Annotated in this window: 22 protein-coding genes and 3 tRNA genes; 12 read left to right on the top strand and 13 right to left on the bottom strand. The window is 72.1% G+C overall.

All coding sequences use genetic code 11. The features are described from left to right. Positions 1-93: 93 nt before the first annotated feature. A complete protein-coding gene (locus ABZ877_RS22140) occupies positions 94-1,368 on the top strand; it encodes an RNA polymerase sigma factor (protein ID WP_361073837.1) in 1,275 nt (424 codons plus the stop codon). A gap of 80 nt (positions 1,369-1,448) precedes the next feature. Here the strand turns inward: ABZ877_RS22140 and ABZ877_RS22145 are convergent, their stop codons facing one another. The 4 genes from ABZ877_RS22145 to ABZ877_RS22160 form a co-directional block, all read right to left on the bottom strand. Continuing rightward, positions 1,449-3,377, bottom strand: a complete 1,929-nt coding sequence (locus tag ABZ877_RS22145) for an ABC transporter ATP-binding protein (RefSeq protein ID WP_361073839.1) — start codon at positions 3,375-3,377, stop codon at positions 1,449-1,451. Beyond that, the gene (locus ABZ877_RS22150) at positions 3,377-5,116 is read right to left on the bottom strand and encodes an ABC transporter ATP-binding protein (RefSeq protein ID WP_361073841.1); all 1,740 of its coding nucleotides are present in this window, start codon (positions 5,114-5,116) and stop codon (positions 3,377-3,379) included. Before ABZ877_RS22150 ends, ABZ877_RS22145 begins: the two co-directional genes overlap by 1 nt. A 134-nt stretch (positions 5,117-5,250) precedes the next feature. After that, on the bottom strand, positions 5,251-6,681 hold the full coding sequence (locus tag ABZ877_RS22155; RefSeq protein WP_361073843.1) for an FGGY family carbohydrate kinase: 1,431 nt from the start codon (positions 6,679-6,681) through the stop codon (positions 5,251-5,253). 54 nt (positions 6,682-6,735) lie between these two features. Then, positions 6,736-7,038 carry a YtxH domain-containing protein gene (locus ABZ877_RS22160; protein ID WP_361073845.1) on the bottom strand — a complete coding sequence of 101 codons (303 nt, stop codon included), beginning with the start codon at positions 7,036-7,038 and terminating at the stop codon, positions 6,736-6,738. Between the two features lie 147 nt (positions 7,039-7,185). Between ABZ877_RS22160 and ABZ877_RS22165 the strand changes: the two genes are divergently transcribed. The 3 genes from ABZ877_RS22165 to ABZ877_RS22175 all read left to right on the top strand — a co-directional run bounded on the left by ABZ877_RS22165 (position 7,186) and on the right by ABZ877_RS22175 (position 7,589). Next, positions 7,186-7,258: transfer RNA gene (locus ABZ877_RS22165), tRNA-Asn, on the top strand. 5 nt (positions 7,259-7,263) lie between these two features. Beyond that, positions 7,264-7,336: transfer RNA gene (locus ABZ877_RS22170), tRNA-Asn, on the top strand. A 176-nt stretch (positions 7,337-7,512) separates the two neighbouring features. Further along, positions 7,513-7,589, top strand: a tRNA-Ile gene (locus ABZ877_RS22175). Between the two features lie 115 nt (positions 7,590-7,704). On the opposite strand, the gene ABZ877_RS22180 is transcribed toward ABZ877_RS22175, so the two are convergent. Both ABZ877_RS22180 and ABZ877_RS22185 read right to left on the bottom strand, forming a co-directional pair. After that, positions 7,705-9,138, bottom strand: a complete 1,434-nt coding sequence (locus ABZ877_RS22180; protein WP_361073847.1) for a GAF domain-containing protein — start codon at positions 9,136-9,138, stop codon at positions 7,705-7,707. A 351-nt stretch (positions 9,139-9,489) separates the two neighbouring features. Next, positions 9,490-10,527 carry a rod shape-determining protein gene (locus ABZ877_RS22185; protein ID WP_361073849.1) on the bottom strand — a complete coding sequence of 346 codons (1,038 nt, stop codon included), beginning with the start codon at positions 10,525-10,527 and terminating at the stop codon, positions 9,490-9,492. A 320-nt stretch (positions 10,528-10,847) separates the two neighbouring features. On the opposite strand from ABZ877_RS22185, the gene ABZ877_RS22190 reads away from it, so the two are divergent. Then, positions 10,848-14,501, top strand: coding sequence for a S8 family serine peptidase (locus ABZ877_RS22190; RefSeq protein ID WP_361073851.1), 3,654 nt, complete (start codon positions 10,848-10,850; stop codon positions 14,499-14,501). Between the two features lie 400 nt (positions 14,502-14,901). Further along, complete coding sequence (locus tag ABZ877_RS22195) at positions 14,902-15,807, top strand: LLM class flavin-dependent oxidoreductase (RefSeq protein WP_361073853.1); 906 nt, start codon at positions 14,902-14,904, stop codon at positions 15,805-15,807. Between the two features lie 259 nt (positions 15,808-16,066). Here ABZ877_RS22195 and ABZ877_RS22200 read toward each other — a convergent pair whose 3' ends face one another. Together ABZ877_RS22200 and ABZ877_RS22205 are read right to left on the bottom strand one after the other, a co-directional pair. Further along, entirely contained in the window at positions 16,067-17,443 is a 1,377-nt protein-coding gene (locus tag ABZ877_RS22200) for a carboxyl transferase domain-containing protein (protein ID WP_361073855.1), read from the bottom strand. Then, positions 17,436-18,950, bottom strand: a complete 1,515-nt coding sequence (locus tag ABZ877_RS22205) for an acyl-CoA synthetase (RefSeq protein WP_361073857.1) — start codon at positions 18,948-18,950, stop codon at positions 17,436-17,438. The genes ABZ877_RS22200 and ABZ877_RS22205 overlap by 8 nt, the downstream gene beginning before the upstream one ends. Before the next feature lie 130 nt (positions 18,951-19,080). Here ABZ877_RS22205 and ABZ877_RS22210 point away from each other — a divergent pair, with 130 nt between their 5' ends. The 3 genes from ABZ877_RS22210 (at position 19,081) to ABZ877_RS22220 (ending at position 21,699) form a co-directional block, all read left to right on the top strand. Further along, positions 19,081-19,815 carry an FCD domain-containing protein gene (locus ABZ877_RS22210; protein ID WP_361073859.1) on the top strand — a complete coding sequence of 245 codons (735 nt, stop codon included), beginning with the start codon at positions 19,081-19,083 and terminating at the stop codon, positions 19,813-19,815. Between the two features lie 119 nt (positions 19,816-19,934). Continuing rightward, a complete protein-coding gene (locus tag ABZ877_RS22215) occupies positions 19,935-20,219 on the top strand; it encodes a DUF4190 domain-containing protein (RefSeq protein WP_361073861.1) in 285 nt (94 codons plus the stop codon). Between the two features lie 295 nt (positions 20,220-20,514). Next, positions 20,515-21,699 (top strand): MFS transporter, encoded by a 1,185-nt coding sequence (locus ABZ877_RS22220; RefSeq protein WP_361073863.1) that lies wholly within the window; start codon positions 20,515-20,517, stop codon positions 21,697-21,699. A 49-nt stretch (positions 21,700-21,748) separates the two neighbouring features. On the opposite strand, the gene ABZ877_RS22225 is transcribed toward ABZ877_RS22220, so the two are convergent. Continuing rightward, positions 21,749-22,150, bottom strand: a complete 402-nt coding sequence (locus tag ABZ877_RS22225) for an ATP-binding protein (RefSeq protein WP_361073865.1) — start codon at positions 22,148-22,150, stop codon at positions 21,749-21,751. A gap of 169 nt (positions 22,151-22,319) precedes the next feature. On the opposite strand from ABZ877_RS22225, the gene ABZ877_RS22230 reads away from it, so the two are divergent. From ABZ877_RS22230 to ABZ877_RS22240, 3 genes are read left to right on the top strand one after another with little or no spacing between them, the layout of a single operon-like run. Beyond that, positions 22,320-23,171, top strand: coding sequence for a helix-turn-helix transcriptional regulator (locus ABZ877_RS22230; protein ID WP_361073867.1), 852 nt, complete (start codon positions 22,320-22,322; stop codon positions 23,169-23,171). An 8-nt stretch (positions 23,172-23,179) separates the two neighbouring features. Next, the gene (locus tag ABZ877_RS22235; protein ID WP_361073869.1) at positions 23,180-23,380 is read left to right on the top strand and encodes a DUF397 domain-containing protein; all 201 of its coding nucleotides are present in this window, start codon (positions 23,180-23,182) and stop codon (positions 23,378-23,380) included. A 12-nt stretch (positions 23,381-23,392) separates the two neighbouring features. Beyond that, entirely contained in the window at positions 23,393-23,608 is a 216-nt protein-coding gene (locus ABZ877_RS22240) for a DUF397 domain-containing protein (protein WP_361073871.1), read from the top strand. Here ABZ877_RS22240 and ABZ877_RS22245 read toward each other — a convergent pair. The 4 genes from ABZ877_RS22245 to ABZ877_RS22260 are packed head-to-tail and all read right to left on the bottom strand — an operon-like array spanning position 23,571 to position 26,163. Continuing rightward, positions 23,571-24,128 (bottom strand): hypothetical protein, encoded by a 558-nt coding sequence (locus ABZ877_RS22245; protein ID WP_361073873.1) that lies wholly within the window; start codon positions 24,126-24,128, stop codon positions 23,571-23,573. The two genes, ABZ877_RS22240 and ABZ877_RS22245, sit on opposite strands and share 38 nt — an antisense overlap. Then, positions 24,118-24,939: an FkbM family methyltransferase gene (locus tag ABZ877_RS22250; protein ID WP_361073875.1), complete on the bottom strand. Its 822-nt coding sequence runs from the start codon at positions 24,937-24,939 to the stop codon at positions 24,118-24,120. Before ABZ877_RS22250 ends, ABZ877_RS22245 begins: the two co-directional genes overlap by 11 nt. Then, positions 24,936-25,145, bottom strand: coding sequence for a Trm112 family protein (locus ABZ877_RS22255; protein WP_361073877.1), 210 nt, complete (start codon positions 25,143-25,145; stop codon positions 24,936-24,938). The genes ABZ877_RS22250 and ABZ877_RS22255 overlap by 4 nt, the downstream gene beginning before the upstream one ends. Next, positions 25,135-26,163, bottom strand: coding sequence for a hypothetical protein (locus ABZ877_RS22260; RefSeq protein ID WP_361073879.1), 1,029 nt, complete (start codon positions 26,161-26,163; stop codon positions 25,135-25,137). The genes ABZ877_RS22255 and ABZ877_RS22260 overlap by 11 nt, the downstream gene beginning before the upstream one ends. Positions 26,164-26,166: the final 3 nt, after the last annotated feature.

Here is a 26,166-nt window from a genome sequence, read left to right on the forward strand (position 1 = left end):
ACAGCTCGGTAACCGATTGGTCACGCACCGGACTCAAAAAGTCACCGCACGCCCCTCGTAGCGGCACTGTGTCGTACTCCACACTGGGTTCCGGTGCCTGAGTCCTCGGAGCGCGGCCGGAGCCCGGACACCGGGTCCGACACCCCCGCGGTTCCGCTCATCGCGTACGGGACGGACAGCGGCGCGGCCGCCGCTCCCGCCCCCCAGCCGCACGCCTCAGCAGCGATCACTATGGAGGTCGCCCCCGTGCAGACCCAGACCCTCACCCAGAGCGACAGCACAGCGCAGGCTCTCGCCGATCCCGACGCCGCCGCGGACGGGGAGGCTCTCGCCACGGTGCCGCCGCAGGGCCGAGCGCCGCACCAGCCCGAGACGCCGGACGAACCCGAACCCCCCGAGCACGTCGAGACGGTCGAGCCGCCCGAACCCGTGCGCGGCACCCGTACGGAGACCGGGAACCCCTCCTCCGACCTGTTCCGCCAGTACCTGCGCGAGATCGGTCGCATCCCGCTGCTCACCGCCGCCGAGGAGGTCGAGCTGGCGCGACGCGTCGAAGCGGGCCTGTTCGCCGAGGAGAAACTCACCCACGCGCCCGACCTGGACTCCCAACTCGCCCTCGACCTCGACAAGTTGGTCGTCATGGGCCGGATGGCCAAGCGCCGCCTCATCGAGGCGAACCTGCGCCTCGTCGTCTCCGTCGCCAAACGGTACGTCGGACGCGGCCTCACCATGCTCGACCTCGTACAGGAGGGCAACCTCGGCCTCATCCGCGCCGTCGAGAAGTTCGACTACGCCCGCGGCTACAAGTTCTCCACCTACGCGACCTGGTGGATCCGGCAGGCCATGAGCCGCGCCCTCGCCGACCAGGCCCGCACCATCCGCGTCCCCGTCCACGTCGTCGAACTCATCAACCGGGTCGTCCGCGTCCAGCGCCGGATGCTCCAGGAGCGCGGCTACGAGCCGACCCCGGAAGAGGTGGCGGCCCACCTCGACCTCCCGCACGAGCGCGTCAGCGAAGTGCTGCGCCTCGCCCAGGAGCCGGTCTCGCTGCACGCCCCGGTGGGGGAGGAGGACGACGTCGCCCTCGGCGACCTCATCGAGGACGGCGACGCCACGAGCCCCGTCGAATCGGCGGCGTTCCTCCTGCTCAGGGAACACCTGGAGGCCGTGCTCTCGACCCTGGGAGAACGCGAACGCAAGGTGGTCCAACTCCGCTACGGCCTGGCGGACGGCCGCCCCCGCACCCTTGAGGAGATAGGCCGCATCTTCGGGGTGACGAGGGAACGAATCCGCCAGATCGAATCAAAAACACTGAACAAACTCAGGGACCACGCCTTCGCAGACCAACTAAGGGGCTACCTGGACTAGAGCCGCCCAGGGGCGCGGGGAACTGCGCGACCAGCCACACGAGACCGGTCTCGACACGCAACCCCACGCCCCCACGGCGCTTAGTCGACCTCGGCGACAGCCTGCGCGAACTGAGCCTCGTACAGCCGCTGATAAGCCCCACCGGCGCCGACCAGCTCCTCATGCGAGCCCTGCTCGACAATCGCCCCGTTCTCCATGACAAGAATCGTGTCCGCATCGCGAATCGTCGAAAGACGATGCGCGATGACGAACGAGGTCCGCCCGGAGGCAAGCCGCGCCATCGCCTTCTGGATCAGCACCTCGGTCCGGGTATCGACGGAGGAGGTCGCCTCGTCGAGCACCAGGATCACCGGGTCCGACAGGAACGCCCGCGCGATGGTGATGAGCTGCTTCTCACCGGCGCTGACCCCCGTGCCCTCGTCGTCGATGACGGTGTCGTACCCGTCGGGCAGCGTCCGGATGAACCGGTCGGCGTGCGCGGCCTTCGCCGCGGCCTCGACGTCGGCCCGGGTCACGTCCTTCGCGGCGCCGTACGCGATGTTGTCCGCGATGGTCCCGCCGAACAGCCAGGTGTCCTGGAGGACCATGCCGATCCCGGCGCGCAGCTCGTCGCGGTCCATCTTCGCGATGTCGACCCCGTCGAGCGTGATGCGCCCGCCGGTGACCTCGTAGAACCGCAGGAGCAGGTTGACCAGGGTGGTCTTGCCCGCGCCGGTCGGGCCGACGATGGCGACGGTGTGGCCGGGCTCCGCCGTCAGGGACAGGTCCTCGATGAGGGGCTTGTCCTCCTCGTAGCGGAAGGCGACGTGCTCGAACTCGACGCGGCCGCGCAGGTCGGCCGGCTTCTCGCCCGGTACGGGGTCGGCGGACTGCTCCTCGGCGTCGAGCAGTTCGAAGATCCGCTCGGCGGAGGCGACGCCCGACTGCACGAGGTTGGCCATCGACGCGACCTGGGTGAGCGGCATCGAGAACTGCCGCGAGTACTGGATGAACGCCTGCACGTCACCGATGGAGAGCGAGCCGGAGGCGACCCGGAGGCCACCGACCACGGCCACGAGCACGTAGTTCAGGTTCGAGATGAAGAACATCAGCGGCTGCATGATGCCGCTGTTGAACTGCGCCTTGAACGACGCCTCGTACAGCGCCTCGTTCTGCTCGGCGAACTGCTCCGCCGACTCCTTCTGCCGGCCGAACACCTTGACGAGGTTGTGGCCGGTGTACATCTCCTCGATGTGCGCGTTGAGCGCGCCGGTCGTCCGCCACTGCTGCACGAACTGCGGCTGGGAGCGCTTGCCGACCTTCGCCGCGACGAAGATGGAGAGCGGCACCGTCACGAGCGCGACCAGGGCGAGCAGCCAGGAGATCCAGAACATCATGGCGAGGACGCCGATGATGGTCAGCAGCGAGTTGAGCATCTGGCCCATCGTCTGCTGGAGCGTCTGGCCGATGTTGTCGATGTCGTTGGTCGCGCGGCTCAGGACCTCGCCGCGCTTCTGCTTGTCGTAGTACGACAGGGGCAGCCGGGCCAGCTTCGCCTGCATCTCCTTGCGGAGCTGGGACACCGCCAGGTTGATGACGCGGTTGGCCAGGCGGGTGCCGATCATCATGGCGAGGCCCGCCACCGCGAACACGGCGAGGGCGAGGAGCAGCACCTGGCCGATGGCGTCGAAGTCGACGCCCTGGCCGGGGGTGAAGTCGACGCCGCCGAGCATGTCGGCCATGCCGTTGTCGCCCTTGGCCCGCAGGCCCTCAAGGACCTGCTCCTTGGTCTGCCCGGCGGGCAGCCGGCCGCCGATGATCCCGCCGAAGAGCAGGTCGGTCGCGTGGCCGAGGATCTTCGGCCCGACCACCGACAGACCCACGCTGACCACGACCGCGCCCAGCACGGCGAACACGGCCGAGCGGTGCACGGCGAGCCGCTTGAGCAGCCGTTTTCCGGAGTTCTTGAAGTCCATCGAACGCGAACCGGGGCCACCGGCCGCCATTCGCGCCGCCATCGGCCCGGCCATCAGGCGGCCTCCGCTTCCGTCAGCTGGGAGAGGACGATCTCCCGGTACGTCTCGTTGTCGGCCATCAGTTCGTGATGGCGGCCCTCGCCGACGACGCGGCCCTCGTCGAGGACGATGATCCGGTCGGCGTCCCGGATGGTGGCGACGCGCTGGGCGACGATCACCACGGTCGCGTCCGCCGTCTCGGCGCCGAGCGCCCGGCGCAGCGCGGCGTCGGTGGCGTAGTCGAGCGCGGAGAAGGAGTCGTCGAAGAGGTAGATCTCCGGCTGCTGCACGAGCGTGCGCGCGATGGCGAGGCGCTGGCGCTGGCCACCGGAGACGTTCGTGCCGCCCTGGGTGATGGGCGCGTCGAGCCCGGCCTCCAGCTTGCTGACGAAGTCCTTGGCCTGCGCCACTTCGAGCGCGTGCCACAGCTCCTCGTCGGTCGCGTCGGGTCGCCCGTAGCGGAGGTTGGTGGCGACGGTCCCGGAGAAGAGGTACGGCTTCTGCGGGACGAGGCCGACGGTTCTCGCCATCAGCTCGGGGTCGATCGTGCGGACGTCCTCGCCGTCGACGTACACGGCGCCCGCCGTGGTGTCGTACAGACGCGGCACCAGCCCGAGCAGCGTCGACTTGCCGCTGCCGGTCGAGCCGATGATCGCGGTGGTCTCGCCGGGCAGCGCGGTCAGGTCGATGGAGCGCAGGACCGGCTCCTCGGCGCCCGGGTAGCCGAAGTCGGCGCCCCGGATCTCCAGGTGGCCGCGGCGGCGCAGCTCCCGTACGGACGCCTTCGCGCTCGGCGGTACGACGCTGGACTCGGTGCCGAGGACTTCCTGGATGCGCTCGGCGCAGACCTCGGCGCGCGGCACCTGCATGAACATGAAGGTGGCCATCATCACACTCATCACGATCTGCATGAGATACGCGAGGAACGCGGTCAGGTCGCCGATCTGCATGTGGCCGCCGTCGATGCGGTGCGCGCCGAACCAGACGACGGCGATCGAGGCGACGTTCACGATCGTCATGACGAACGGGAACATCAGTGCCATGATCCGGCCGGTCGCGAGGGAGGTCTCGGTCAGGTCGTCGTTGGCCTCGCCGAAGCGGCCCTTCTCGAAGTCGTCGCGGACGAAGGCGCGGATCACGCGGTTGCCGGTGATCTGCTCGCGCAGCACCCGGTTCACCGTGTCCAGCTTCGTCTGCATCGACCGGAACAGCGGCCGCATCCTGCGGATGATCAGCGAGAGCACGATCGCCATGACGGGCAGCACCGCGAGCAGCACGCCCGAGAGCGGCACGTCGAGGCCGAGCGCCATGACCACACCGCCGACGCACATGATCGGCGCCGACACCATCAGCGTGAACGAGAGCAGGGCCAGCATCTGGACCTGCTGGACGTCGTTGGTGGTCCGGGTGATCAGCGAGGGCGCGCCGAACTGGCCCACCTCGCGCGCGGAGAAGGACTGCACCCGGTCGAAGACCGCGCCGCGCACGTCGCGGCCGAGGGCGGCGGCGGTCCGGGCGCCGTAGAACACGGCGCCGGTGTTGCACACCACCTGGACGACGGTGACGCCCAGCATCAGGGCGCCGAACTTCAGGATGTAGCCGGTGTCGCCGTTCACGACGCCGTTGTCGATGATGTCCGCGTTCAGGGTCGGCAGGTACAGCGCGGCGCAGGTCTGGAGGAACTGCAGCAGCACAAGGAGGCCGATGGATTTCTTGTACGGACCGAGGTGGGTCCGCAGGAGTCGTATGAGCACGCTCGGTCTCTCGGGGTCGGCGGTCGTTGAGGACGCATGGACCCTCATCGTCCGACACTCCACCCGCGTTACCTCAACCGATTAATCGCCGATCGGCCCAAGAACTGACAAAGACCGGCCGCACGCGTGTACGGCTACGAGAACGCGCCCGGGTGGATCTGCTCCCGCACCGCCCGGTACTGCTGGCGCACCGCCTGCCCCACCGGCGCCTCCTCGCCCGGCTCGAAGACCTGCGCCGCCGCGCCCTGCCAGTGCGGCAACTGCCCGCTCAGCGCCCACGCCGCCTGCCGGGCCGCGCCGATCGCCGCGTAGTCCGCGGGCTGCGGCACGACGACCTGCGCCCCGAACAGCATCGGCGCCACGGCCTGCACCGCGTGCAGTTCGGCGGCGGCCCCGAGCAGGAAGACCCGCCGGATCTCCACGCCCCGGCCCCGCAGGACGTCCATGGCGTCCGCGAGCCCGCAGACCATGCCCTCGAACGCGGCCCGCGCCAGATGCTCGGGCCGCATGGATTCGCGCCGAAGGCCGCTGAGCGTGCCCGCGGTGTGCGGCAGGTTCGGCGTCTTCTCGCCCTCCAGATACGGCAGGAGTACGAGGCCGTGGGCGCCCGGCGTCGACTTCATCGCCAGCTCGGACAGCTCTTCGAGTCCCCCGTCCAGGCCCAGCATCTCGGCGGTGCCGCGCAGCGCCCGTACCGCGTTCGACGTGTGCACGACGGGCAGATGCATGCCGGTCGCGTCGGCGAGGGAGGTGATGGCGCCGCTGGAGTCGGTGAGCGCCTCGTGGTGGACGGCCATCACGGAGCCGGACGCGCCGAGGGAGACCACGGCGTCCCCGGTCATCACACCGAGCCCGAAGGCGGCGGCCATGGTCTCGCCGGTCCCGGCCGAGATGATCAGCCCCTCGGGGGTGGTGCCCGCCGCGTCACCGGGGCCGAGCACCTCCGGGAGCATCGCCTGCCGGCCGAGCGCCAGCTCCACGAGGTCGGGGCGCCAGGAGCCGGTGGCGGCGGACCAGTAGCCGGTGCCGGAGGCGCCGCCGCGGTCCGTGGTGCGGCGCGCGGGCCGGCCGAGGAGCTGCCACACCAGCCAGTCGTGGGCCTGGAGCAGGAGCGCCACCCGCTGGGCGTTCTCCGGTTCGGTCCGGGCCAGCCAGCGCAGCTTCGTGACCGGCTGGCCCGCCTGCGGTACGCAGCCGACGGCCTCGGCCCACGCCCCGCGCGAGCCGAGCCGGTCGACGAGGTCCGCGGCGGCCGACTGCGCCCGCTTGTCGCCGCCCACCAGCGCCGGGCGCACCGTGTTGCCCTGACTGTCCAGCGGCACCAGCGCGTTCTGCTGGGCGGAGACGCCGATGGCCTGCACGCCTTCGAGCAGCCCGCCGCCCGCGGCCTCGCCGAGCGAGAGCAGCCACGCCTGGGGATCGACGTCGGAAGGGCGCCCTCCGCCCTCCACCGGGTCCAGCGGGTGCGGGGCGTAGCCCTGCCGCAACACGGCCCCGGTGTCGGCGTCACAAACCACAATGCGCGTGAAATCGGGCGAACTGTCCAGCCCTGCGACTATCCCCATGACAGAAATTCTGCCGCACCCCGGGACACTCCCGTGCCGGACCTCCGCCGCGCCCTACGTGTTGCTGGTGCCCCAGTCGTCCTCGCCGGTCGCGCCCGTGCGCTCACGCAGCGAGCGCACCCGCTCGGCCACCGAGTCGGGGACGCGGCCCTCGACCTTCTCGCTCACCGTGCTGAACGCCTTGCCCGCGTAGGACCGCGTCTGCTGGGCCGCCGACTCCGCGGTGTTGCGCACGGCGGGGTTCTGGGCGACCTCGCGCGCGGTCTTCTTCAGCTTCTCGTACCGCTCGCGCCCGGCGCGCGTACCCAGCACGTAACCGAGGGCCAGACCGGCGATGAAAGTGAGCCGGTAGCGCATGACGCCCACCCTTCCGTAGCTCGTCGTGATCGTTCGAGGGATACCGATTGGCGGAGCACCCCCCTGCTTGCGCTAATGTATGTGTCGCAGCGAGCGCCCGCCGCCTGGCAAGTACCCAGGTAGGTGCGTTCGAAGCAGATGAAGCATTCCCCTGTAGCTCAATTGGCAGAGCAGCCGGCTGTTAACCGGCAGGTTACTGGTTCGAGTCCAGTCGGGGGAGCTCGATCTCCTGTAGCTCAATTGGCAGAGCAGCCGGCTGTTAACCGGCAGGTTACTGGTTCGAGTCCAGTCGGGAGAGCTGCGGAACAAGCCCTTCGGAGACACTCCGGAGGGCTTTTTCGCACCCTGGGGAACCGTGTGCGCGCACGCGGAGTCCTCAAGGTCGTGCAGAGCCGGACCATCCGAGGCAGGAGATCGTATGAGCGGCTATGCTGCGGCAGACGGCGCGCACATATGTGCGCGGCGCGCCGTTACGGGGCGGTAGCTCAGCCGGTTAGAGCAGCGGACTCATAATCCGTCGGCCGTGGGTTCGAGTCCCACCCGCCCCACCACAGTCAGGGCGCAGAAACGATGCGACCAGGACGTACGTAGCCTGATGGGCCGTCACTAAAACAGGGGCGGCCCTTCTCTCACCCGATCAGCGCGACCGCCGCCCCCAGCGGCCGATCACCGTGGCGCGTGCCACACCAGCGCGGCCGGTTCCGTCCCCTCGCGGGCGCCGTCGTCCGTCACCGCCAGCCGCACCGCGGCACGGCCGTCCGGCAGCGGCGTACGGGTGTCGATCGTCACGTCCACGCGCGAGACCCCCGGGCGGCGCGACGCCGTGGCCAGGGCGCGGCGCAGCCGGGACAGGAGCCGGGCCTGCACCGGGGCGGCGAGCGCCGCCTCGACCGGGCCCGTGAAGTGCACCGACGGGGTGAAGCCCAGGATCGCCGCGGCGCCCGCCGTCTCCCGCAGCACCTTGCCGCGGAACGTCGTCGGGGCGTCCGCCGGCGGCTGTTGCAGCGCGAAGATCGTGGTCCGGACCTCCTGGATCGTCGACTCCAGCTCGTCCATGGCGTGCGCCAGCGTGGCGCGGACGTCCTCCGCCTCGGTGCGGCGCCGCGTCGATTCGAGCATCATGCCCGTCGCGAACAGCCGCTGGACGACAAGGTCGTGCAGGTCACGGGCGATGCGGTCGCGGTCCTCGTAGACGGCGAGACGCTCACGGCCCTCCTGCGCCTCCGCCAGGACCAGGGCGAGCGCGGCCTGCGTGGCGAACTGGGTGGCCAGGAGGTGGTCGACCGAGGTGTACGGGCGGTCGCCGGGGGAGCGGGGCAGGGCCAGTGTGCCGATCAGCTTTCCCTCGGCCTTGAGCGGCAGCATCATGCTCGGGCCGAACCGGGACCGCACCTCCGTCGTCATGCGCGGGTCCGTCGCCGAGTCGTCGATGAAGACGGGCTCGCCGGTGAAGAGCTGCTCCAGGACCGCGCTGCCGGGCAGGATCGTCGCACCCAGCAACGCCTCCGGGTCGTCGTCGGTCGTGGCCGCCGCGACGATCTCCATGCCGCCCGCCTCCGTCGGTTGCAGCACCACCCCGGCGACCGCCCCAGCGAGGAGCCGCGCCCGCTCCGCGACCGTCGTCAGGGCGTCGCCCGCGCGGCCCGTCAGCAGCGCCGTGGTGACGGCGGCGGCGCCCTCGATCCAGCGTTCGCGTTGTCTCGCGGTCTCGTACAGGCGGGCGTTGGAGATGGCGATGCCGGCCTGGGTGGCGAGGATGCGGGCCAGGGCGAGGTCCTCGCCGGTGAACCCGCCCGGGGGCGCGCCCGGTGATCTTCCGGTCAGGCGCAGGCGGCCGGAGACGGTCTGCTGTACGTGGAGGGGGACGGCCAGGGTGTCGGGGGTGTGGACGATGGCGTCCGGGGGCTCTTCCGGGGGCAGGACGGGGCGGGCGTCCCCGGTGCCGACCGCTTCTACGAGCCGTCCGTCGACGGGGTCGACCACGGTGAGCACTCCGTGTGCTGCCCCGGTCAGGGTGACGGCGCTGTCCACGAGGTGTCGGAGGGTCGGGCGCAGCTCGAGCGCGGAGCCGGGAGTGGGGGGTTCGGGGGCTGAGGTCATGGGGGCCGGTGCTTTGAAGTGGGGGCGGGTGGGTCTGCCTCAGGGGCGCGGGGAACTGCGCGCTCAGCCCCCGCCGGGTCGCGGGCGCGTCTGCCTCGCACGGTCGTATGGCGTGTGCGGCTTGTACGTGGCTGGTCGCGCAGTTCCCCGCGCCCCTGAGCGGGGCGGCAGGCCAGGTGGGTCCGGTGCGACCGCTCCGCATGCGCGTCTGCCTCGTTCGGTCATATGGCGTGTGCGCGTCGTGCGTGGCTGGTCGCGCAGTTCCCCGCGCCCCTGGGCGGGGCGGTCGCTCAGGGCACTGGGTCGGTACCGTCGCCGCGCTCTTTGCGGGCGCCAACAAATCAACCCGGGTCAGCTTCCCGTCGGGTCCAGGACCATCGGCTGGATCTTGCCCTCCATCATCGCGCCGAGGCCCTGCACCGCGCAGACGTCGGGGCGTTCCGCGGTGTGGACCGGCATGCCTGTCGCCTCGCTGAGCATGGTGTCGAGGCCGGGGAGGCGGGCCGAGCCGCCGACCATCATGATGCCGCGTTCCGCGAGGTCGGCGACGAGGTCGGGCGGGCAGTCGCGGAGCACCTTGCTGATGCCGTCGAGCAGGCCGGTCAGCGGGGTGTGGATGGCGTTGCGGACCGCCGCCGTCTCCACCTCGACGGAGCGGGCCAGGCCCGTCGTCACGTCGCGGCCGTGGATCTCCGTGCGCTCGGGGCCGTGGGGGGTGAGGCCGTTGCCGCGCAGGGCGAGTTGCAGGGGCCGTACGGTCTGGGAGGGGAGCAGGAGCGCGTGCTGCTGGCGCAGGTGCTGGACGACGGCGTTGTCGACCGCCTCGCCGCCGACGGGGACCCGGACGGACGTCACGATCGCGCCGAGCGAGAGCACCGCGATCTGGGTCGACGCCGTGCCGCACACGATGACCATCGTGGCCTCGGGCTGCTCGACGGGGAGCCCGCACCCGACGGCCGCCGCGATCAGCGTGTCCACCATCTCCACGCGCCGCGCGCCGAGCCCGACCAGGGTCTCGACGGCCGCGCGGCGGGCCAGCGGGTCCGCGTCGTGCGGGGTGCAGATCGCCGCGCGGAGCCGGGGCTTGCGGCGCAGGGTGCGGCGGAGTTTGTCGCCGAGGAGGTGCCGGAGCATGCGCTGGGCCATCTCGATGTCGACGACGCTGCCGCCGCAGATGGGGCGGACGACGCGGATGTGCTCGGGGGTGCGGCCGGTCATCTTCTCCGCGAGTTCGCCGACCGCGATGAGCGCGCCGGTCCGTGTGTTGACCGCGGCCGCGCTGGGCTCGTCGACGGCGAGGCCGAGGCCCTTGACGTAGACGCGGGTGCGCGCGGCACCGAGGTCGACGGCGAAATGGCAGCGGTACAACTGCTCCAGACTGACGGTCATGGCAGATCCTCCCGAGAGCGCAGACCGTGGACGGGCTCGCGTGCGCGGGCCCTTTTGGCAGCGTGCGGCCGGATTCCGATTCCCGCGCGCTGGACTGGGCCGGTAGGGGCGGGCCCGAACGGGTGAAAAGTTCGATGACCGGACCGGTCCCGCCGTTCGGGGGCGCCGATCGGACCCGCCCCCCGAGCGGCGCGCCTGGCGGGAAACCGTCAGGGCAGGTTTCCGCCAGGTCCTCGCAACTCTCCTGTAACGCACGGGGCTTGAGACTCTTCTGAGCGCTCGGGGCGCTCTCGGTCCGAGGCTTATGGAGAGGGGCGACGATGATCAGAGGACCTGGTGCGAGACGCGGCGCGGCTCTGCTGTCGCTCGGTGTCGCGTTCGCGTTGCTGCCCGGGGGCGGTGCGCAGGCCGACTCCAGGCCCGTACCGAAAGCGACGCACACCGTGACCCTGGTGACCGGCGACAAGGTGAGCGTCACGGAGTTGGGCGGGGGCAAGCGGGCCGTCGCCGTGGAGCGGGCGCGGGGTGCGGCCGGGGCGGTTCGTACGCGGGTGGTGCGCGGTGACATCAGCGTCGTACCGGACGAGGCCCGCCCCTATCTCGCCGCGGGAACGCTCGACTCCCGGCTGTTCGACGTCAGCGAGCTGATACGGCAGGGCCTCGCGGACGGCAAGGCCGACGCGACGCCCCTCATCGTGACCTACGGGAGCGGCGCGGACCTCGGCGCCCGCGCCGTTCCCGAGGGCGCCGAGCGGACGCGGACGCTCGCCAGTGTGCGCGGCGCGGCCCTCGACGCCGACAAGGGGCGGACCTTCTGGGACGTGGCCACCACCGGGCGGGGGTTCCGGGGCGGCATCCGCAAGGTGTGGCTCGACGGGCGCGTCCACGCCGACATGGCCGGGAGCAACGCCCAGATCGGTACCCCGCAGGCGTGGGAGGCGGGGTTCACCGGCAAGGGGGTGAAGGTCGCCGTCCTCGACACCGGGTACGACGCCTCCCACCCCGACCTCGCGGCCCGCGTCACCGAGTCCAGGTCGTTCGTCGAGGGGGAGGACGTCGCCGACCGGAACGGGCACGGCACGCACGTCACCTCGACCGTCGGCGGGTCCGGCGCCGCGTCCGGAGGCGGCAAGGAGAAGGGCGTCGCCCCGGACGCCACGCTCGCCGTCGGCAAGGTCCTCAGCGACGCGGGCTCCGGCACCGAGTCGCAGATCATCGCCGGTATGGAATGGGCCGCCAAGGACGTCGGGGCGAAGGTCGTCTCGATGAGCCTCGGCTCGGACGTGGCCAGTGACGGCACCGATCCGATGTCCGCCGCCGTCGACACCCTCTCCGCCGAGACCGGCGCCCTGTTCGTGGTCGCCGCCGGGAACACGGGAACGCCCGGCTCCATCGGCGCGCCCGGCGCCGCCGACTCCGCGCTGACCGTGGGCGCCGTGGACTCCGCCGACCAGGCCGCCTACTTCACCAGCCAGGGCCCGCGCCTCGGCGACAACGCCCTGAAGCCCGACCTCTCGGCGCCGGGCGTGAACATCCTGGCCGCGCGCTCCTCCCTGTCCGAGGGCGAGGGCGCGTACACGGAGATGAGCGGTACGTCGATGGCGACGCCGCACGTCGCGGGGGTCGCCGCGCTGCTCGCCCAGGAGCATCCGGACTGGACGGGCGCGCGGCTCAAGGACGCGCTGATGTCCAGCAGCAAGCAACTCGACGCCTCCGCCTACGCGTTGGGTGCGGGGCGGCTCAGCGCGGCGGACGCCGTCGGCGCGCGGATCACCGCCACCGGCAGCGCCGATCTCGGCTACTACAAGTGGCCGTACGAGGAGAACGAGCCGGTGACGCGGACCGTCACCTACAGCAACTCCGGGGACGCCGACGTTCAGTTGGAGCTCGCCGTACGCGGTGGGGGCGACGGGGTCGCCACCCTCGCCGACCGCACCCTGACCGTCCCCGCGCACGGCACCGCCTCCACCACCGTCACCGGCGACGGCGCGAAGGCGCCGGTCGGCGAGGTCAGCGGGCAGATCGTGGCGAGCGCGGGCGGGAAGGCCGTCGCGCACACGGTGTTCGGGCTGGTGAAGGAGGAGGAGCGGTACACGCTGACGGTCCATGTGAAGGACCGGTCCGGGGCGCCGACCGCCGCCGACCTCACCGTCCAGCGGCTCGCCGCGGACACGGACCCGTTCCCGGCGGCTGTCGGCGACTCCGGCACGCTGAAGCTGCGGCTGAAGCCGGGCTCGTACCACCTGGAGTCCTACCTCGACGTGCGCGGCAGCCACGGCGAGGACTCGCTCGGGCTCGGCTACCTCGCCGACCCGGAGGTGCGGCTCGACCGGGACCGTGAGGTCACCCTCGACGGGCGGCGGCTCAAGGAGATCACCGTCGACGCGGGGCGCACCACGGAGACCCGGCAGCTCGTCATGGAGGCCGCCCGCAAGGCGGGCGGCGCCGAATACATGAGCGCCGTGCAGGTGCCGGTCGCGTACGACAGCGTCTTCGCCGCGCCCACCAGCAAGGTGACGGACGGCGGCTTCGAGTACCGCACGGTGTGGCGTCTCGGGAAGCCTCTGCTCCGGGTCGACGGGGTGCGCGAGGCCACCGTGCAGGCCGGCGGCACGCTGATCGAGGGCCGCGCCCGCCTGCGTGTCGTCAACGCGGGGGACGGCACGCCCGCCGACTACAGGGGCAGGGACGTGCGCGGCAAGGCCGTCCTCGTGCGCCGCACCGACGCCGTCGCCCCCGACCGGCTCGCCCAGGCCGCGCAGGACGCGGGCGCGAGGGCGCTGTTCGTGACGGACGACGCGCCGGGGCGGCTCAGCGACTGGTTCGGGCCGGAGGACGGCGGCGACCGGCCGTTGCAGATCGCGTCCGTGGACGCGGCGGGCGGCGCCGCGCTGGCCCGGCTCGCCAGGACGGGCCGCACGCTCTCGATGACGGGCACGCGGTACACGCCCTGGGTCTACGACCTCACCGACGAGCACAAGGGCGCCGTGCCGCGCGGGGACCTGACGTACCGGCCGGGGAAGCGGGAACTGGCCGTCCTCGACACCAGGTTCCATGCGGTGAAGCCGCAGGACGGGGGCGAGTTCCGGTACTCGCTCACCGACACCTTCCCGGTCGGCCTCGGCTTCCTGGAGAAGGTCGCCTACCCGGCCGAGCGCACCGACCACGTCTCCACGGGCGCCGGGCAGACCTGGCACGAGTCCGTGCAGACCGGCCCGACCGACCTGGAGCAGCGCAGCGGCCTGGTCACGTACGAGGGCGGTACGCGGACGGGCCTCGACTGGTTCAAGCCGGTCTGGCACCCGTGGCTGGGCACCGGGCTCGGCTGGGGGCAGCAGCGCTCCGGCAACTCGCTCCAGTTCAACACGCCGGGCTGGGGCGACTCCGGGCCCGACCACACCGGCTTCGGCGACGCGTGGAGCAGCGAGACCAACGGCATGGACCAGTACACGTCGGTGGCCGTGGACGGCGTGGAGGTCGACCGGAAGAAGAGTTCGGGCGTGTACGTGTGGGGCGCCGATCCGGACGAGCACACGTACACGGTCACCACGGACACCACGCTCGACCCGGCGCGCTGGGAACTGTCGACCAGGGGCCACGCCGAGTGGACGTTCAGGTCGGCGGCGACGCCGGACGACCAATGGACGTACCTGCCGCTGATCAACCTCGGCTTCGACATCGACACCGATCTTGCGGGCGCGGTGCGGGGCGGGACACGCGTACCGGTCGGGATCTTCGGCGAGTACGTGAAGGACGCGGCCGGTACGGGGACCATCGGCGGGGGCCGTCTGGAGGTCTCGTACGACGACGGCCGGACGTGGCAGGCGGTGGCGCTGAAGGGGCGCGGCGCCTCGTGGACGGGCGCCCTGAGCGTGCCCCGGCACGCGGAGTACGTGTCCCTGCGGGCGTCGGTCAGGGACGACAAGGGCGGGTCCGTGACGCAGGAGATCATCCGGGCGGTCGGGGTGAAGTAGGGGCTCGTCGGTCCGGGGCCCGGTGCGGTGCGCTGCCGCGCCGGGCCCCGGCATGTCAAGGGGTGATACGGCGTCGTCCGGGATGCGGACCCTGGGTTGTGGTGGGGGCGGGGCCCGGAAAGGATGCGGGCATGGCCCCCGTACTCGTCTCCCGCCGACACGTGGATCTGCTGCGTGTCGCGACGATGCTGTGTCGGGCCTCCGTGCGTCGCCGTACGGCCGGTCGCTGAACACCCTGTCGTAGGGGGCGACCTCGTCGGTCGCCGTGGATGCTCGCCCGGCGCCGGGACGCTGCCCCGGCCGCTTCCCCGGCTCGCCCACAGCGGTGACGCGTCCGCACCCCGCCTGTCCCGGGGTGCCGCCCTGACCTTGCCACCCCGTCGTTAGGCCCGAGGTGCCCATGTCGTCCGTGTCCCAGAACGTGCCGTTGCTGCACTGGTCCCTGCCCGCCGGAGGTGACCGGGCCGACACCGCCCGGCCCGCGCGGATCGCGCACGCCGCCGAACGGGCGGGGTTCGCGTCGTTGTTCGTGCCGGTCGGGCGCGGGCGCGTGGACCCGTGGCACCTGGCGTCCGTGCTCGCCGGGCGGACCGAGCGGATCGGGTTCCTGGTCGGGGTGCGCGCTGGGTCGGTGACTCCGACGCTGCTCGCCCAGCAGGCCGACGCGTTCCGCCGGTTCACGGGCGGGCGGCTGCGGCTGAACATCGTCACGGCCGACGACCGGGCCGAACGGCGCTCCCGGGGCGAGCAGTTGGCGCACGACCAGCGATACGGGCGGACGGACGAGGTGATGGCCGTCCTGCGCGCCCTGCTCGACGGCAGGAGCATCGACTTCCAGGGACAGCACGTGCAGGTCGAGGGCGCGCGGCTGACCGATCCGGCCGTCGAGCACAAGGTGCCGCTGTACCTGGGCGGCGTGTCGGAGGCGGCGGAGAACCTCGCCGCGCGGCGCGCCGACGTCCACCTGCTGTGGAGCGAGGCGGAGCAGTCCCCGGCCGAGGTCGCGGCGCGGGTCGCCCGGCTGCGGGACCGGAACCCGGCGCTGCGGTTCGCCCTGCGGCTCTCCGCCGAGGCGGGCCGGGACCACGAGGGCGCCGCCCGGCGTCTGCACGCGTACTGTCGCGCGGGCGTCGACGAGTTCGTGCTCTCGGGGAGCGCGGACCCGGACGACGCCCTGCGGGTGGGGGAGGACGTCGCGCCCAGGCTGCGGGCGTTGCTCGCCGAGGAAGGGACGGGCACGGAACGTGCGGCGGCGCCGCCTCCCCGTGGGACCGGGGGAGACGGCGCCGCGCTGGTGTCCGACTGAGTTACACCAGCCAGCCGACGAAGTGGACGAGGCCGGCGAGGATGTCGGTGAGCAGGTTCATGGTGAAACGTTCTCCTTGCGATGGTGCATGTGTGTGGGACAACACCCCGGCCCTGTTGGGACATGGACCGGGTGCGCGACAACTACGGTCTGCAGCCCGTTGCTTGCGCCCCGTAAGCATCGTTGGTCACCCGTGCCTCATGCAATTTCTTGCGGAACGATCACCTGTTCGCGGGAACAACTGCGCGCCTGTTCGTTTCTAGATCTTGCTGGGCGGCGGCCCGGCGATGCCCCGTACGACGCCCAGGTCCACCAAGTCCTGCGGCCGGATGCGCAGTTGACCGGCGGTGTCCGGGGCCTGGTCGGCGGGGCGCTTGAGGATCGCGGCAGCCAGCTCCGGGGCGATCACCGAGAAGTACGCGTCCGGGGCCACCCAGGTGTTGCCCGGCGCCGCCAGCGCGAGCGCGCCGCCCGAGCCGCCCTCGCCGACGACGAGGGTGGTGACCGGCACCGGTGACTCGGCGAGCGCGAGGAACAGTTCGGCGATGGCCGCGCCCGCGCCCGCCCGCTCGGCCGCGTCGTCGCTCGCCGCGCCGGGCGTGTCCACGAGGGTGAGTACGGGGATGCCGAGGCGGCCCGCGAGCCGGACAAGCCGGGTGGCGGTGCGGTACCCGGCCGGGGTGGTGGCGGTGCCGCACTGGGCCGCGTACGCGATGGTCCGGCTCCGCCCCTGCGCCTCATGTGCGCCGAAACCGCAGAGCATGCCGTCGTCTGCGCCGCCCGCGCGGTCGCCGCGCAGTTCGATGCGGTCCGTGAAGTAGGCGTCCAAGTAGGCGGCGGCGCGCGGACGTTGGGGCGCGCGGGCGCGCTGGACCGCGTCCCAGCCGGTGGCGGGGAGGTCGGTGCGTCCCAGGGCGTACGGGACGGGGGCCGGGGACTCCGGGGCCTCCGGGGAGCCGGACGGCCGGGTCAGCAGGCGCAGGCGGCGGCCGAGCGCGGTGCGCAACTCGTCCGGGGCGACGACCGCGTCGACGGAGCCCGCCTCCCACTGCGCCCGCGCGGTGTACGCCGCCGGGTCCGCGTCCGGGGGCCGCACCCGGGACCCGGCGAACCCGATCTGCGCCCCCGGCAGCGCGAGCGTCAGATCGGCGCCCGCGCCCAGGGTCGCCCAGCCGCCGCCCGTCGTCGGATCGCGCACGACGGCGATCTGAGGAAGACCGGCGGCGCGCGTGAGTGCCGACTGCCGCGCCACGCGCTGGAGTTGAGTGAGGGCGATCATGCCTTCCTGCATCCGGCTGCCGCCCGTGGCGATCAGCGGGACGACGGGGAGCCGGTGCGCGCGGGCGTGGGCGTGCGCGGCCTCGATGCGGTCACCGGTCTCCTGCCCGAGCGAGCCGCCCAGGTACCCGAACTCGAAGGCCAGGACGACCACGGGGACCCCGTCGATCTCGGCGGTGCCGATGACGACGGACTCCGCTTCCCCCGTGCGCTCGGCGGCGCGCGCCCTCGCGTCGCCGTAGCCGGGCCAGCGGAGCGGATCGGGGCGCACGGGCGGGGCCGGGGGCGGGAGTTCGCGGAAGGTGCCGGGGTCGCAGACCAGGTCCAGGGCGCCGCGCGCGCCGCCGCCGTCAGCCATGGGGGTGGGTCCGCTGATCGTCGAGCGACTGCTGATCGGCAGGGTTCTGCTGATCGGTGAGCGCCCGCTTGAGGATCTTGCCCATGTCGTTGCGGGGGAGCGCGTCGAGGTAGTGGACGGTGCGGGGGCGCTTGTGCGGGGCGAGGCGGCCGGCCACATGGTCGGCCAGGGCCTCGGCGCCCGGCGGATGCGCGGCGTCGGCGGGGACGATCCAGGCGACGACGCGCTCGCCCAGGTCGGGGTCGGGGGCGCCGGTGACGGCGGCCTCCTTGACGCCGGGGTGTTCGAGCAGCGCGTTCTCGATCTCGCCCGCGCCGATCTTGTAGCCGCCGCTCTTGATCAGGTCGGTGGCCTTGCGGCCGATGATGCGGACATAGCCGTCGGGGTCGCGCACGGCCATGTCACCGGTGCGGAACCAGCCGCCCGGCGCGAACGCCGCCGCCGTCGCGTCGGGCCGGTTCAGGTACTCCAGGAACAGGTTGGGCCCGCGCACCTGGATCTCCCCGACGGCCTCCGGGTCACCGGCGGGGACCTCGGTGGTCCCGTCGTCCTCGGTGAGCCGCAGCTCCACGCCGGGCAGCGGGACGCCGACGGTGCCGGGGCGCGGCTCGCCGTCGGCGCGGACGCTCGTGTTCATCAGCGTCTCCGTCATCCCGTACCGCTCAAGGACACGCTGGCCGGTGGCGGCGGTGATCCGCTCGTGGTCGTGGACGGGCAGCGCCGCCGAACCGGAGACGAGGAGCCGGGCCGAGGTGAGCGCCTTCGCGAGCGCCGGGTCCGTGGGCAGCGCCTCCGCGATGCGGTGGTACATCGTCGGTACGCCGAACAGCATCGTCGCCCCGGACGCCAGCTCCCGCGTCACGCCGTCCGTGTCGAACCGGCCGAGGTGACGCACCGCGCCGCCCCTGCGCAGTGGCCCGATGACGCCCAGGATCAGCCCGTGGACGTGAAACAGCGGCAACCCGTGGACGAGGGTGTCCCGCTCCGTCCACTGCCAGGCGTCCCGCAGCGCGTCGAGGGTGGAGGAGACGGCGCGGCGGGGGAGGACGGCGCCCTTGGGCGGGCCCGTGGTGCCGGAGGTGTAGACGACGAAGGCGGGGGTCTCGGGGTCGGCGGGTTCGGCGGGCAGCGCGGGGGGCTGTTGTTCCGCGTCCGGCTCTACGGTGATGTCGATCCGGGTCAACTCGGCCAGTGCGGGCGGGAGTTCCGTGCCCGGCGCCGCGAGGACCGCGTCGGGCGGGCTGTCCGCCACGATGTGCCCCAGCTCGCTCCCGCCCGACTTCGGATTGACCGGGACGGCGGCGACCCCGGCGAGCAGCGCGGCGACGACACCGACGGCGGTCTCCAGCGTCGGCGTCGCCCACACGGCGACCCGCGCCGAACCGCTCAGCCGGGCCGCCAGGGGCGCGGCGACCGCCGCCAGTTCGCCGTAGGTCAGGGACCGCTCGCCGAAGCGCAGGGCCGGATGGTCGGGGGTGTCGGCCAGGGCCGGGAGGAGTCGGGGCACGTGAACGCTCCTGATCTGCGACAGATTGGTTCAGTGGCTGAGCCAATCCGAGCGTGACGTCTGGCAGGCGCCCACGTCAAGGACGTACGCTGCCGGGCACACGACCAGGGCTTGAAAGGGGTAGGCCGAGGTGACCGACGCACTGCGGCCGATGGCGGCGCGCCCGCGCCTGTACGAGCAGGTGATCGACCGCCTGCGCGCGTACGTCGCCGAGGGCGGCCTGCGCGCGGGCGACCGGCTGCCGACCGAGCGCGACCTCGCGGCGCGGCTCGGGGTCAGCCGGGCCTCGGTCAAGCAGGCCATCGTCGTCCTGGAGGTGCAGGGACTGGTCGAGGCGCGGCACGGCGGCGGCACGTACCTGATGCGCGACAGCCTCGACACGGCCGTCGTCGAACCGGTGGAGAGCCTCGTCGCCCGCAAGAAGCGGCTCCCGGACGTCCTGGAGGCGCGGGAGGCGCTGGAGACGAAGCTGGCGGAGCTGGCGGCGGAGCGCCGCACGGACGCCGACCTCGCCGCGCTGCGCTCCGCCCTCGACACCATGGCGCGCGACATCGAGGCGGGCGGGCTCGGCATCGAGGGGGACCGGCTGTTCCACGCGGCGGTGACGGCGGCGGCACACAGCGCGCTGCTCGCCGCGTTCATGCGGGAGATCGACGAGCCGATCGCGGAGTCCCGCACCGAGTCGCTGCGCCAGCCGCGCAGACCGGGGCGGTCGCTCGCCCAGCACCGGGCGATCCTCGACGCGATCGAGGCGGGGCGGGGGCGCGGGGCCGCGGCGGCGATGCGGAGGCACGTCCGTGCGGTGGCGAAGGTGCGGCTGCTGGAGTGGGAGCCGGATGCGGACTCGGACTCGGAGGAAGGGTGAGCGGCGCCGGAACAGCACCCTCCACTTAATCTCGGAATTCGGGTCGAGTGTGCGCCGAATTCCGGGGCATCCGGAGGATCGTAACGACGTTTCGCAAATCGATCTGAGGGGTGTGGACCATGTCGGCCTACGGTAGCCGTCCTGCTGCTTCTTCCGGTACCCGGACGAATGGCCTCGCGATAGCCGGACTCGTATGCGGCATCGTCGGACTGTTCTTCCTTCCCTTCATCCTGGGCCCGCTCGCGATCATCTTCGGCGCGCTCGCCCTCAGGCAGAAGACCGCCAGCGGTGGTGCGGGCATGGCCAAGGCGGGCCTCATCCTCGGCGTCATCGACGTCGTCCTCTTCATCGTCCTGCTGATCGTCGCGGCCAACGGCGGTTTCAGCTGGTACGTCGGCGGATAACGGGCCGCCGCGACGGGAACGGATCGAAACCGGAATCATCGCATCGGCGAGAAATGAGCGTGAGGTGTGCGCTCATTTCTCGCCGATGCTTTTCTGCGTGGTGCGCGCACGCTAGATTGGACGGCGAAATACCTACTGGTACTTATACCTCTGCCCGGTGACGGAGTCGGTGGCAGGCGCGCGTCCCCGCCTGCCGCCGCCACTGGACGGCTTCAGGCGCGCTCACGGGTCGGCACATCCGGACGCCGACGACCCCGGGTGAGCGCGTCCCGCCGGGCGGCGAAAGGGACGCGCCGTGCGGACGGCGAATCAACGGACTTACAGGGATCTTTTCGGTGTTCCGGGCGCGGCGGCGTTCTTCCTCGCCGGTGTCGTCGGGCGCGTCGGACTCGCGATGACCGGGGTCGGCATCGTATGGCTGGTGCACGCGCGGACGGGGTCGTTCGGGGACGCCGGCATGGTGACGGGCTGTTTCGCCGTCGCGGACGCGGTGGGCGGGCCGCAGGTCGGGCGCCTTGTCGACCGGTTCGGGCAGAGCCGGGTGCTGCCGTGCGCGTTGACCGTGCACGCGGGGGCGGTCGGGATGCTGTTCGCGGGCGGTAACCTCCTGACAGTCGTCGGGGCGACCCTCGCCGGGGCCAGCCTCCCGCAGCTCAGCGCGCTCTCGGCGGCCCGCTGGTCGACGCTGCTGCGAGGCACTCCGTACGAGTCCGCGCTGCCCCGCGCCTTCACACTCGAAGCGCTTGCCAACGGCCTGTCCTTCCTCTCCGGTCCGGCGCTGGTCAGCGCGGTCGGTGCCGCCGGGCATCCGCGTCTCGGCAGCTTGCTCGCCGCGGTGCTCGTGGTCGGCGGGGGTCTCGCGCTTGCTGCGCAGCGCCGTACCGCGCCGCCGGTCGCGGGGCACGCCGAACGCCGGGGCGCCGGTCGTAGCTTGTTGCGGCCCGCGTTCGTACGGCTCGTCGCGCTCAACGCGGGGCTCGGGGTGTTCTTCGGGGCGATGCAGGTGTCGGTGACGGCGTACGCGGTGGGGCGCGGGACGCCGGATGTGGCGCCGGTGTTGTACGCGGTATCCAACTGCACCAATGTGATTGGCGGTTGGGTGTACGGGGCGCGGTCCTGGGGTGGTGCGTCGCCGGAGCGGCAGCAGATGTGGGCGGCGGTCGGGATGGCGCTCGCGTGTGCGCCGTTGACGGTGGTGGACGGGGTGTCGGCGGTGGCCGTCTGTCTCGCGCTGACGGGGCTGGCGGTGCCGGTGCTGCTGGTCGTCTTCTCCGTCCTTGCCGAGAACACCGTGCAGCGCGCCGTACTGACCCAGGCATTCACCTGGCTCGGCTCCGCCAGCGCGGCGGGATCGGCGGGGGCCGCCGCGCTTGCCGGGCGGGCGGTGGATGGGGCGGGGCCGCATGCGGGGTTCGCGGTCGGGGCCGTGGCGACACTCGGGATGGTGGTGATCGCGGGGCGGGGGCCCGGCGTGAAGTGAGGGTGCTGGGGGTGGCGGCGATGCCACGCATGGCCGCCATTGCTGCTTCTTACGCGGCTGCCAGTTCGCACCACACGTACTTGCCCCGGTTCGCGCCGCTGTCCAGCGCGTGCCAGCCCCAGTCGCTGGCGCACGCCTTGACCAGCATCAGGCCCCGGCCCTCCTCGGTGTCCCATGCGTTTACGCAAGGCGGGTCGGGTGGTTCCGGGGCGGTGTCCCATGCCCCGATGCGCAGTACCCCGACCGACCATCGCACCCTGAGTGCGGCGGGGCCCTTCGTGTGCCGTACGGCGTTGCCCACCAGTTCGGCGGCGAGCAGCTCCGCGATGTCGACCAGGCGGATCAGGCCGTGCATGGTCAGGATCAGGCGCAGGGTGCGGCGGCTTACCGTGACTGCGCGCAGGTCGTTGGGGATGTAGAGGGAGTACTCCCAGGGTTCGGATTCGGGCATGCGATTGCTCCGCTCGGTTCGATGGAGGGTGGCGTCGGTCCGGGCCCCGGGAACCCGTAGAGTGTGCGGCGCGTCACTGACGGTAGACCTAACTTTTTAGGGTCTGCGAGCGGGACGCGTAACATCACCCCGAACGAGGGGTGGCAGTCAGCAGGTTGAAGGGACCGCTTTGGCGCTCAGGAGCGAACCGACGGCCCGCCAGATGCGTCTGGCCACCGAGTTGCGCAGGCTGCGCCGAGCGGCCGGCCTGACGTCGCGCGAGGCGGCGGCGCTGCTCGGGGTGAGTTCCGCGCAGATCAGCCAGATCGAGTCCGCCCTCACGGGCGTGAGCGAGAAGCGGCTGCGGCTCATGGCGTCGCATTACGCCTGTACCGACGAGGAGTTGATCAGCGCGCTGGCCGCGATGGCCGGTGATCGGACCCGGGGGTGGTGGGAGGAGTACCGCGGGTCGCTCCCTACGTCGTTCATGGACGTCGCCGAGCTGGAGCATCACGCCACGCGTCGGCGTGACGTCGAGCTTCTGCTCATTCCGGGGCTGCTTCAGACGGACGACTACGCCCGAGCAACCTTTTCCTCGCGCATCCCCGCGATACCCGAGGAGCAACTGGAGTTGCGCGTGCAGCACCGTATGCGGCGCAAAGCGATTCTGAACCGGCCTGTTCCCGTTCCATACGACGCCGTGATTCACGAAGCGGCACTTCGCATCCGGGTGCGTGATCGAGCAGTCGCCCGCGCCCAGCTGACGCAACTGCTCGAAGCGTCGGAGCTGGACCACATCAGCGTGCGCATCATCCCCTTTGACCTGGACGGGTTCGGCGGAACATGGAGCACGATGATGTTGGCGGAGGGAACCTGCCCCCAACTGGACACCGCAGTCAGGGACGCTCCCCACGGCGTTACGTTCATCGATTGCGAGGCACAACTCGAGGTTTTCCGGGCGCTCTTCCGTAGAGTGGAGGCAGTGGCACTCGAACCTGAGCGCTCCCGGGACTTCATTCACGCACTGGCGAAGGAAGTGTGAGGGACACCATGGCCCGCACCTACATCTGGCGGAAGTCGTCCTACTCCGGTGGCGGAGACGGCAACAACTGCGTAGAAGTCGCCGCTCTGTCGGCGCACGTAGCTGTCCGCGACTCGAAGGCCCCGGACCGTGGAGTCCTGGCCGTTTCGGGTGCCGTCTTCGGGGCCTTCGTCGAGGGGCTCAAGGCGCGGAGCATGCCGACTCGCTGAGGGAGGCATCTTGTGAGCTGCCCCTGCAACTGGCGAAAGTCGTCATACTCCGGCGGGGCCGAAGCCACCAACTGCGTCGAGGTCGCCGCCCTCACCACCTGCATAGGTATCCGCGACTCGAAGGACCCAGGGCGTGGAACCCTGACCGTCCCCCATAGCGCCTTCACCGCTCTCCTCGGCGCCCTGAAGGTCACACCTCTTGCCAGCGCTGAAGCAAGCCCCATGTGAATTCCGCCCGGACTCGGCGCGGTGGGACCGTGAGTTCCAGGCCCCAGCGGGTGGGGGCCGAGCCCTCCAGGGGGCGGGCCGGGGCGAAGGCGCGGGCCGCCTCGTCCACCGTGCAGGACCACGGGGTCAGGTCGGCCAGGGTGCGGAGGCGCGGCCCAGGGACGCCCGGGGCTCGGATCAGCCATTCGTTCCAGGTCGCCCCGGTCGGGGACAGCAGGACCTCGAAGCGGAGGTCGGGCCAGAGCGGGACCGGCCAGAGCAGGGCCTCGCAGGTCAGGTCGCCGATCTTGCGGGTGAGGCGGTGCTCGGGGGTGCCCAGGACGGAGCGGTACTGGGAGACCCCCGAACGGCCGCCCCGCGCATGCCGCATCGCCTGCCAGCGGCGATTCGCCTCGCGCATGTCGGCCACGGAGACGCCGAGGTCGGCGCGGGCCGTCTCCACCAGCTCGGGGTTGTGGTCGGCCATGCGGCGCAGCAGCACGAGTTGGAAGTGGAGGGGCGTGAACGGCTCAGGCGGCATGTTCTCCATGGTCGCGCACCAGGCCGGGCCGGCGGCCCTCCGGCAGGAACAGGACCGAGTTCACATAGCGCGGGCGGCGTGCCGTGGGGGTCAGCGCGCGGCGCAGCAGGCCCTGTGAGGCGATGTGGGAGGTGCCGTGCTGGTGGGCCTGGAGGTCGAAGTCGGTGAGGGGGAGCCAGTCGGACCCGGGCAGGACCCACCCCTGGTAGCCCCGTGCGCGCAGGTGGGCCACGACCGGGGCGATCGGCTGGATGCGGGTCTCCAGCTCCACGAAGAGGGCCGGGCGGTCGCGGTGGAGGAGCGTGCTCGCACCGCGCAGGACCGGCAGCTCCGCTCCGTCCACGTCTATTTTGATGAAGTCGACCTCGTGCAGGCACAACGCGTCCAGCGTCACGCACGGCACCGTCTGCGGCGTGCACGCGTGCAGGCCCTCCCTGCGGACGAGGGACGAGACGCCGCGCTCGCCCCGTTCGTCGTCCGGGGGCTGCCACAGCGGCGCGGCGCCGTGGCGGTCGCTGGCGGCGGCGCGGACGACCCGGACGTTCGGTGGCGCGGACGCGGCAAGGGTGCGGGCCAGGTGCGGGACCGGTTCCAGCGCCACTACGCGCCGCGCGTGGGCCGCCAGGCGGTGGGTCCACGGGCCGTACCAGCCGCCGACGTCGATCGCCGTGCCGCACACGCCGCGCGGGGCGGGCAGCATGTCGGCGAGGCGGGCCAGTTCCGGTTCGAAGCGGGGGTACAGCGCCCGCGCTGTCGCCGCGGTCAGGCGGGGCGGGAGGTAGGGGCCGAGGCGGGCCGCGAGGGTGGTCATGTCTCCAGGGCCTTCAGGAGTCGTTCGTGCTCGTCCTCCGGGACCTGTTCGCCCGAGGACGGCAGCAGTTGCGGGATGCCGTCGATGACCGGGTAGCGGCGGCGCAGGCGCGGGTTGTAGAGCGCCGTCCCGCCCGGGAGCAGCAGCAGCGGCTCCTTGTCGAGGGGGCAGACGAGGATGCGCAGAAGCGGGTCGTCAGGGCTCATGGGCTTGTTCGGGTTCGTTGGGTTGGCTGGGCTCGTGGGGTTGGCCGGGTGCGTGGGGGTGGCTGGGTTCGTGGGGTTCTTTGGGCTCGTGGGGGACATGAGACAGCAACTCTCTTGGGGACGGAGTGGGTGCGGGGACGGGCTGCGCGTCGTGTTTCGGCATCAGCAGGAGTACGGCCACCGCGAGCGCCGTCCCCGCCACCCGCAGGCCAAGCCGCAGCGGGTCCGACGGCAGCGACTCGCCGAACGCCACCGTTCCGAGCACCGCCGTGAATACGCAGGTCACCGTCGTGCACACCGGCACGATCAGCGAGGCCCGGCAGCGTTGCAGCGCCGCCTGCGACATGACGAGGCCGAACGCGCCCGTGCACAGCAGGAGGTAGGGGTAGGGGGAGCGGAACAGTGCGGGGACGTCCGGGAGCACGCCGGACACGCCCTTGATCGCCAGGGAGCTGACCCCGTAGAGCAGCCCCACCGCCACCCCGTACTCGACGCCCGACGACGGCTGGCGGTGCCGGTGCGCCGCTCGGCGTTCGGCCGCCGCGTACAGGTACAGGCCCGCGGCGAGCGAGGGGAGGCAGACCGTCAGGATCAGCGGAGCCGGGGCGGCGCCGCCGACCGTGTCCCGGCCGGGGCCGGTGTCGCGCAGGGACAGCACCACCATCAGCAGCGCGAGCAGAATCCCGGCGATGGCGTACCGCTCCCGGACGGACGTGCGTTCGCCGAGCATTCGGGAGGAGAGCAGGAGCAGCAGCACCAGGCCGGAGACGAAGATGCCCTGCGCCGCCGCGATCGGCAGGGTGCGGTACACCACCAGCTGGGCGCCGAAGCCCGAGGCCAGGGCGATCGAACCGGCCAGCCACAGCGGGCTCGTCACGACCTGGCGGAGCAGATGCGCCGGGCGACGCACGCTGACCTCGGGGAGCCGGGTCAGGGCCCGCTTCTCCAGGACGAAGCCGACGCTGTACAGCGTGTTGGCGAGCAGTGCCGCGCCGACCCCCCATGCCACGGCGGGCATCGC

It is taken from the genome of Streptomyces sp. NPDC046939, from assembly GCF_040644575.1.
GTDB lineage: Bacteria > Actinomycetota > Actinomycetes > Streptomycetales > Streptomycetaceae > Streptomyces.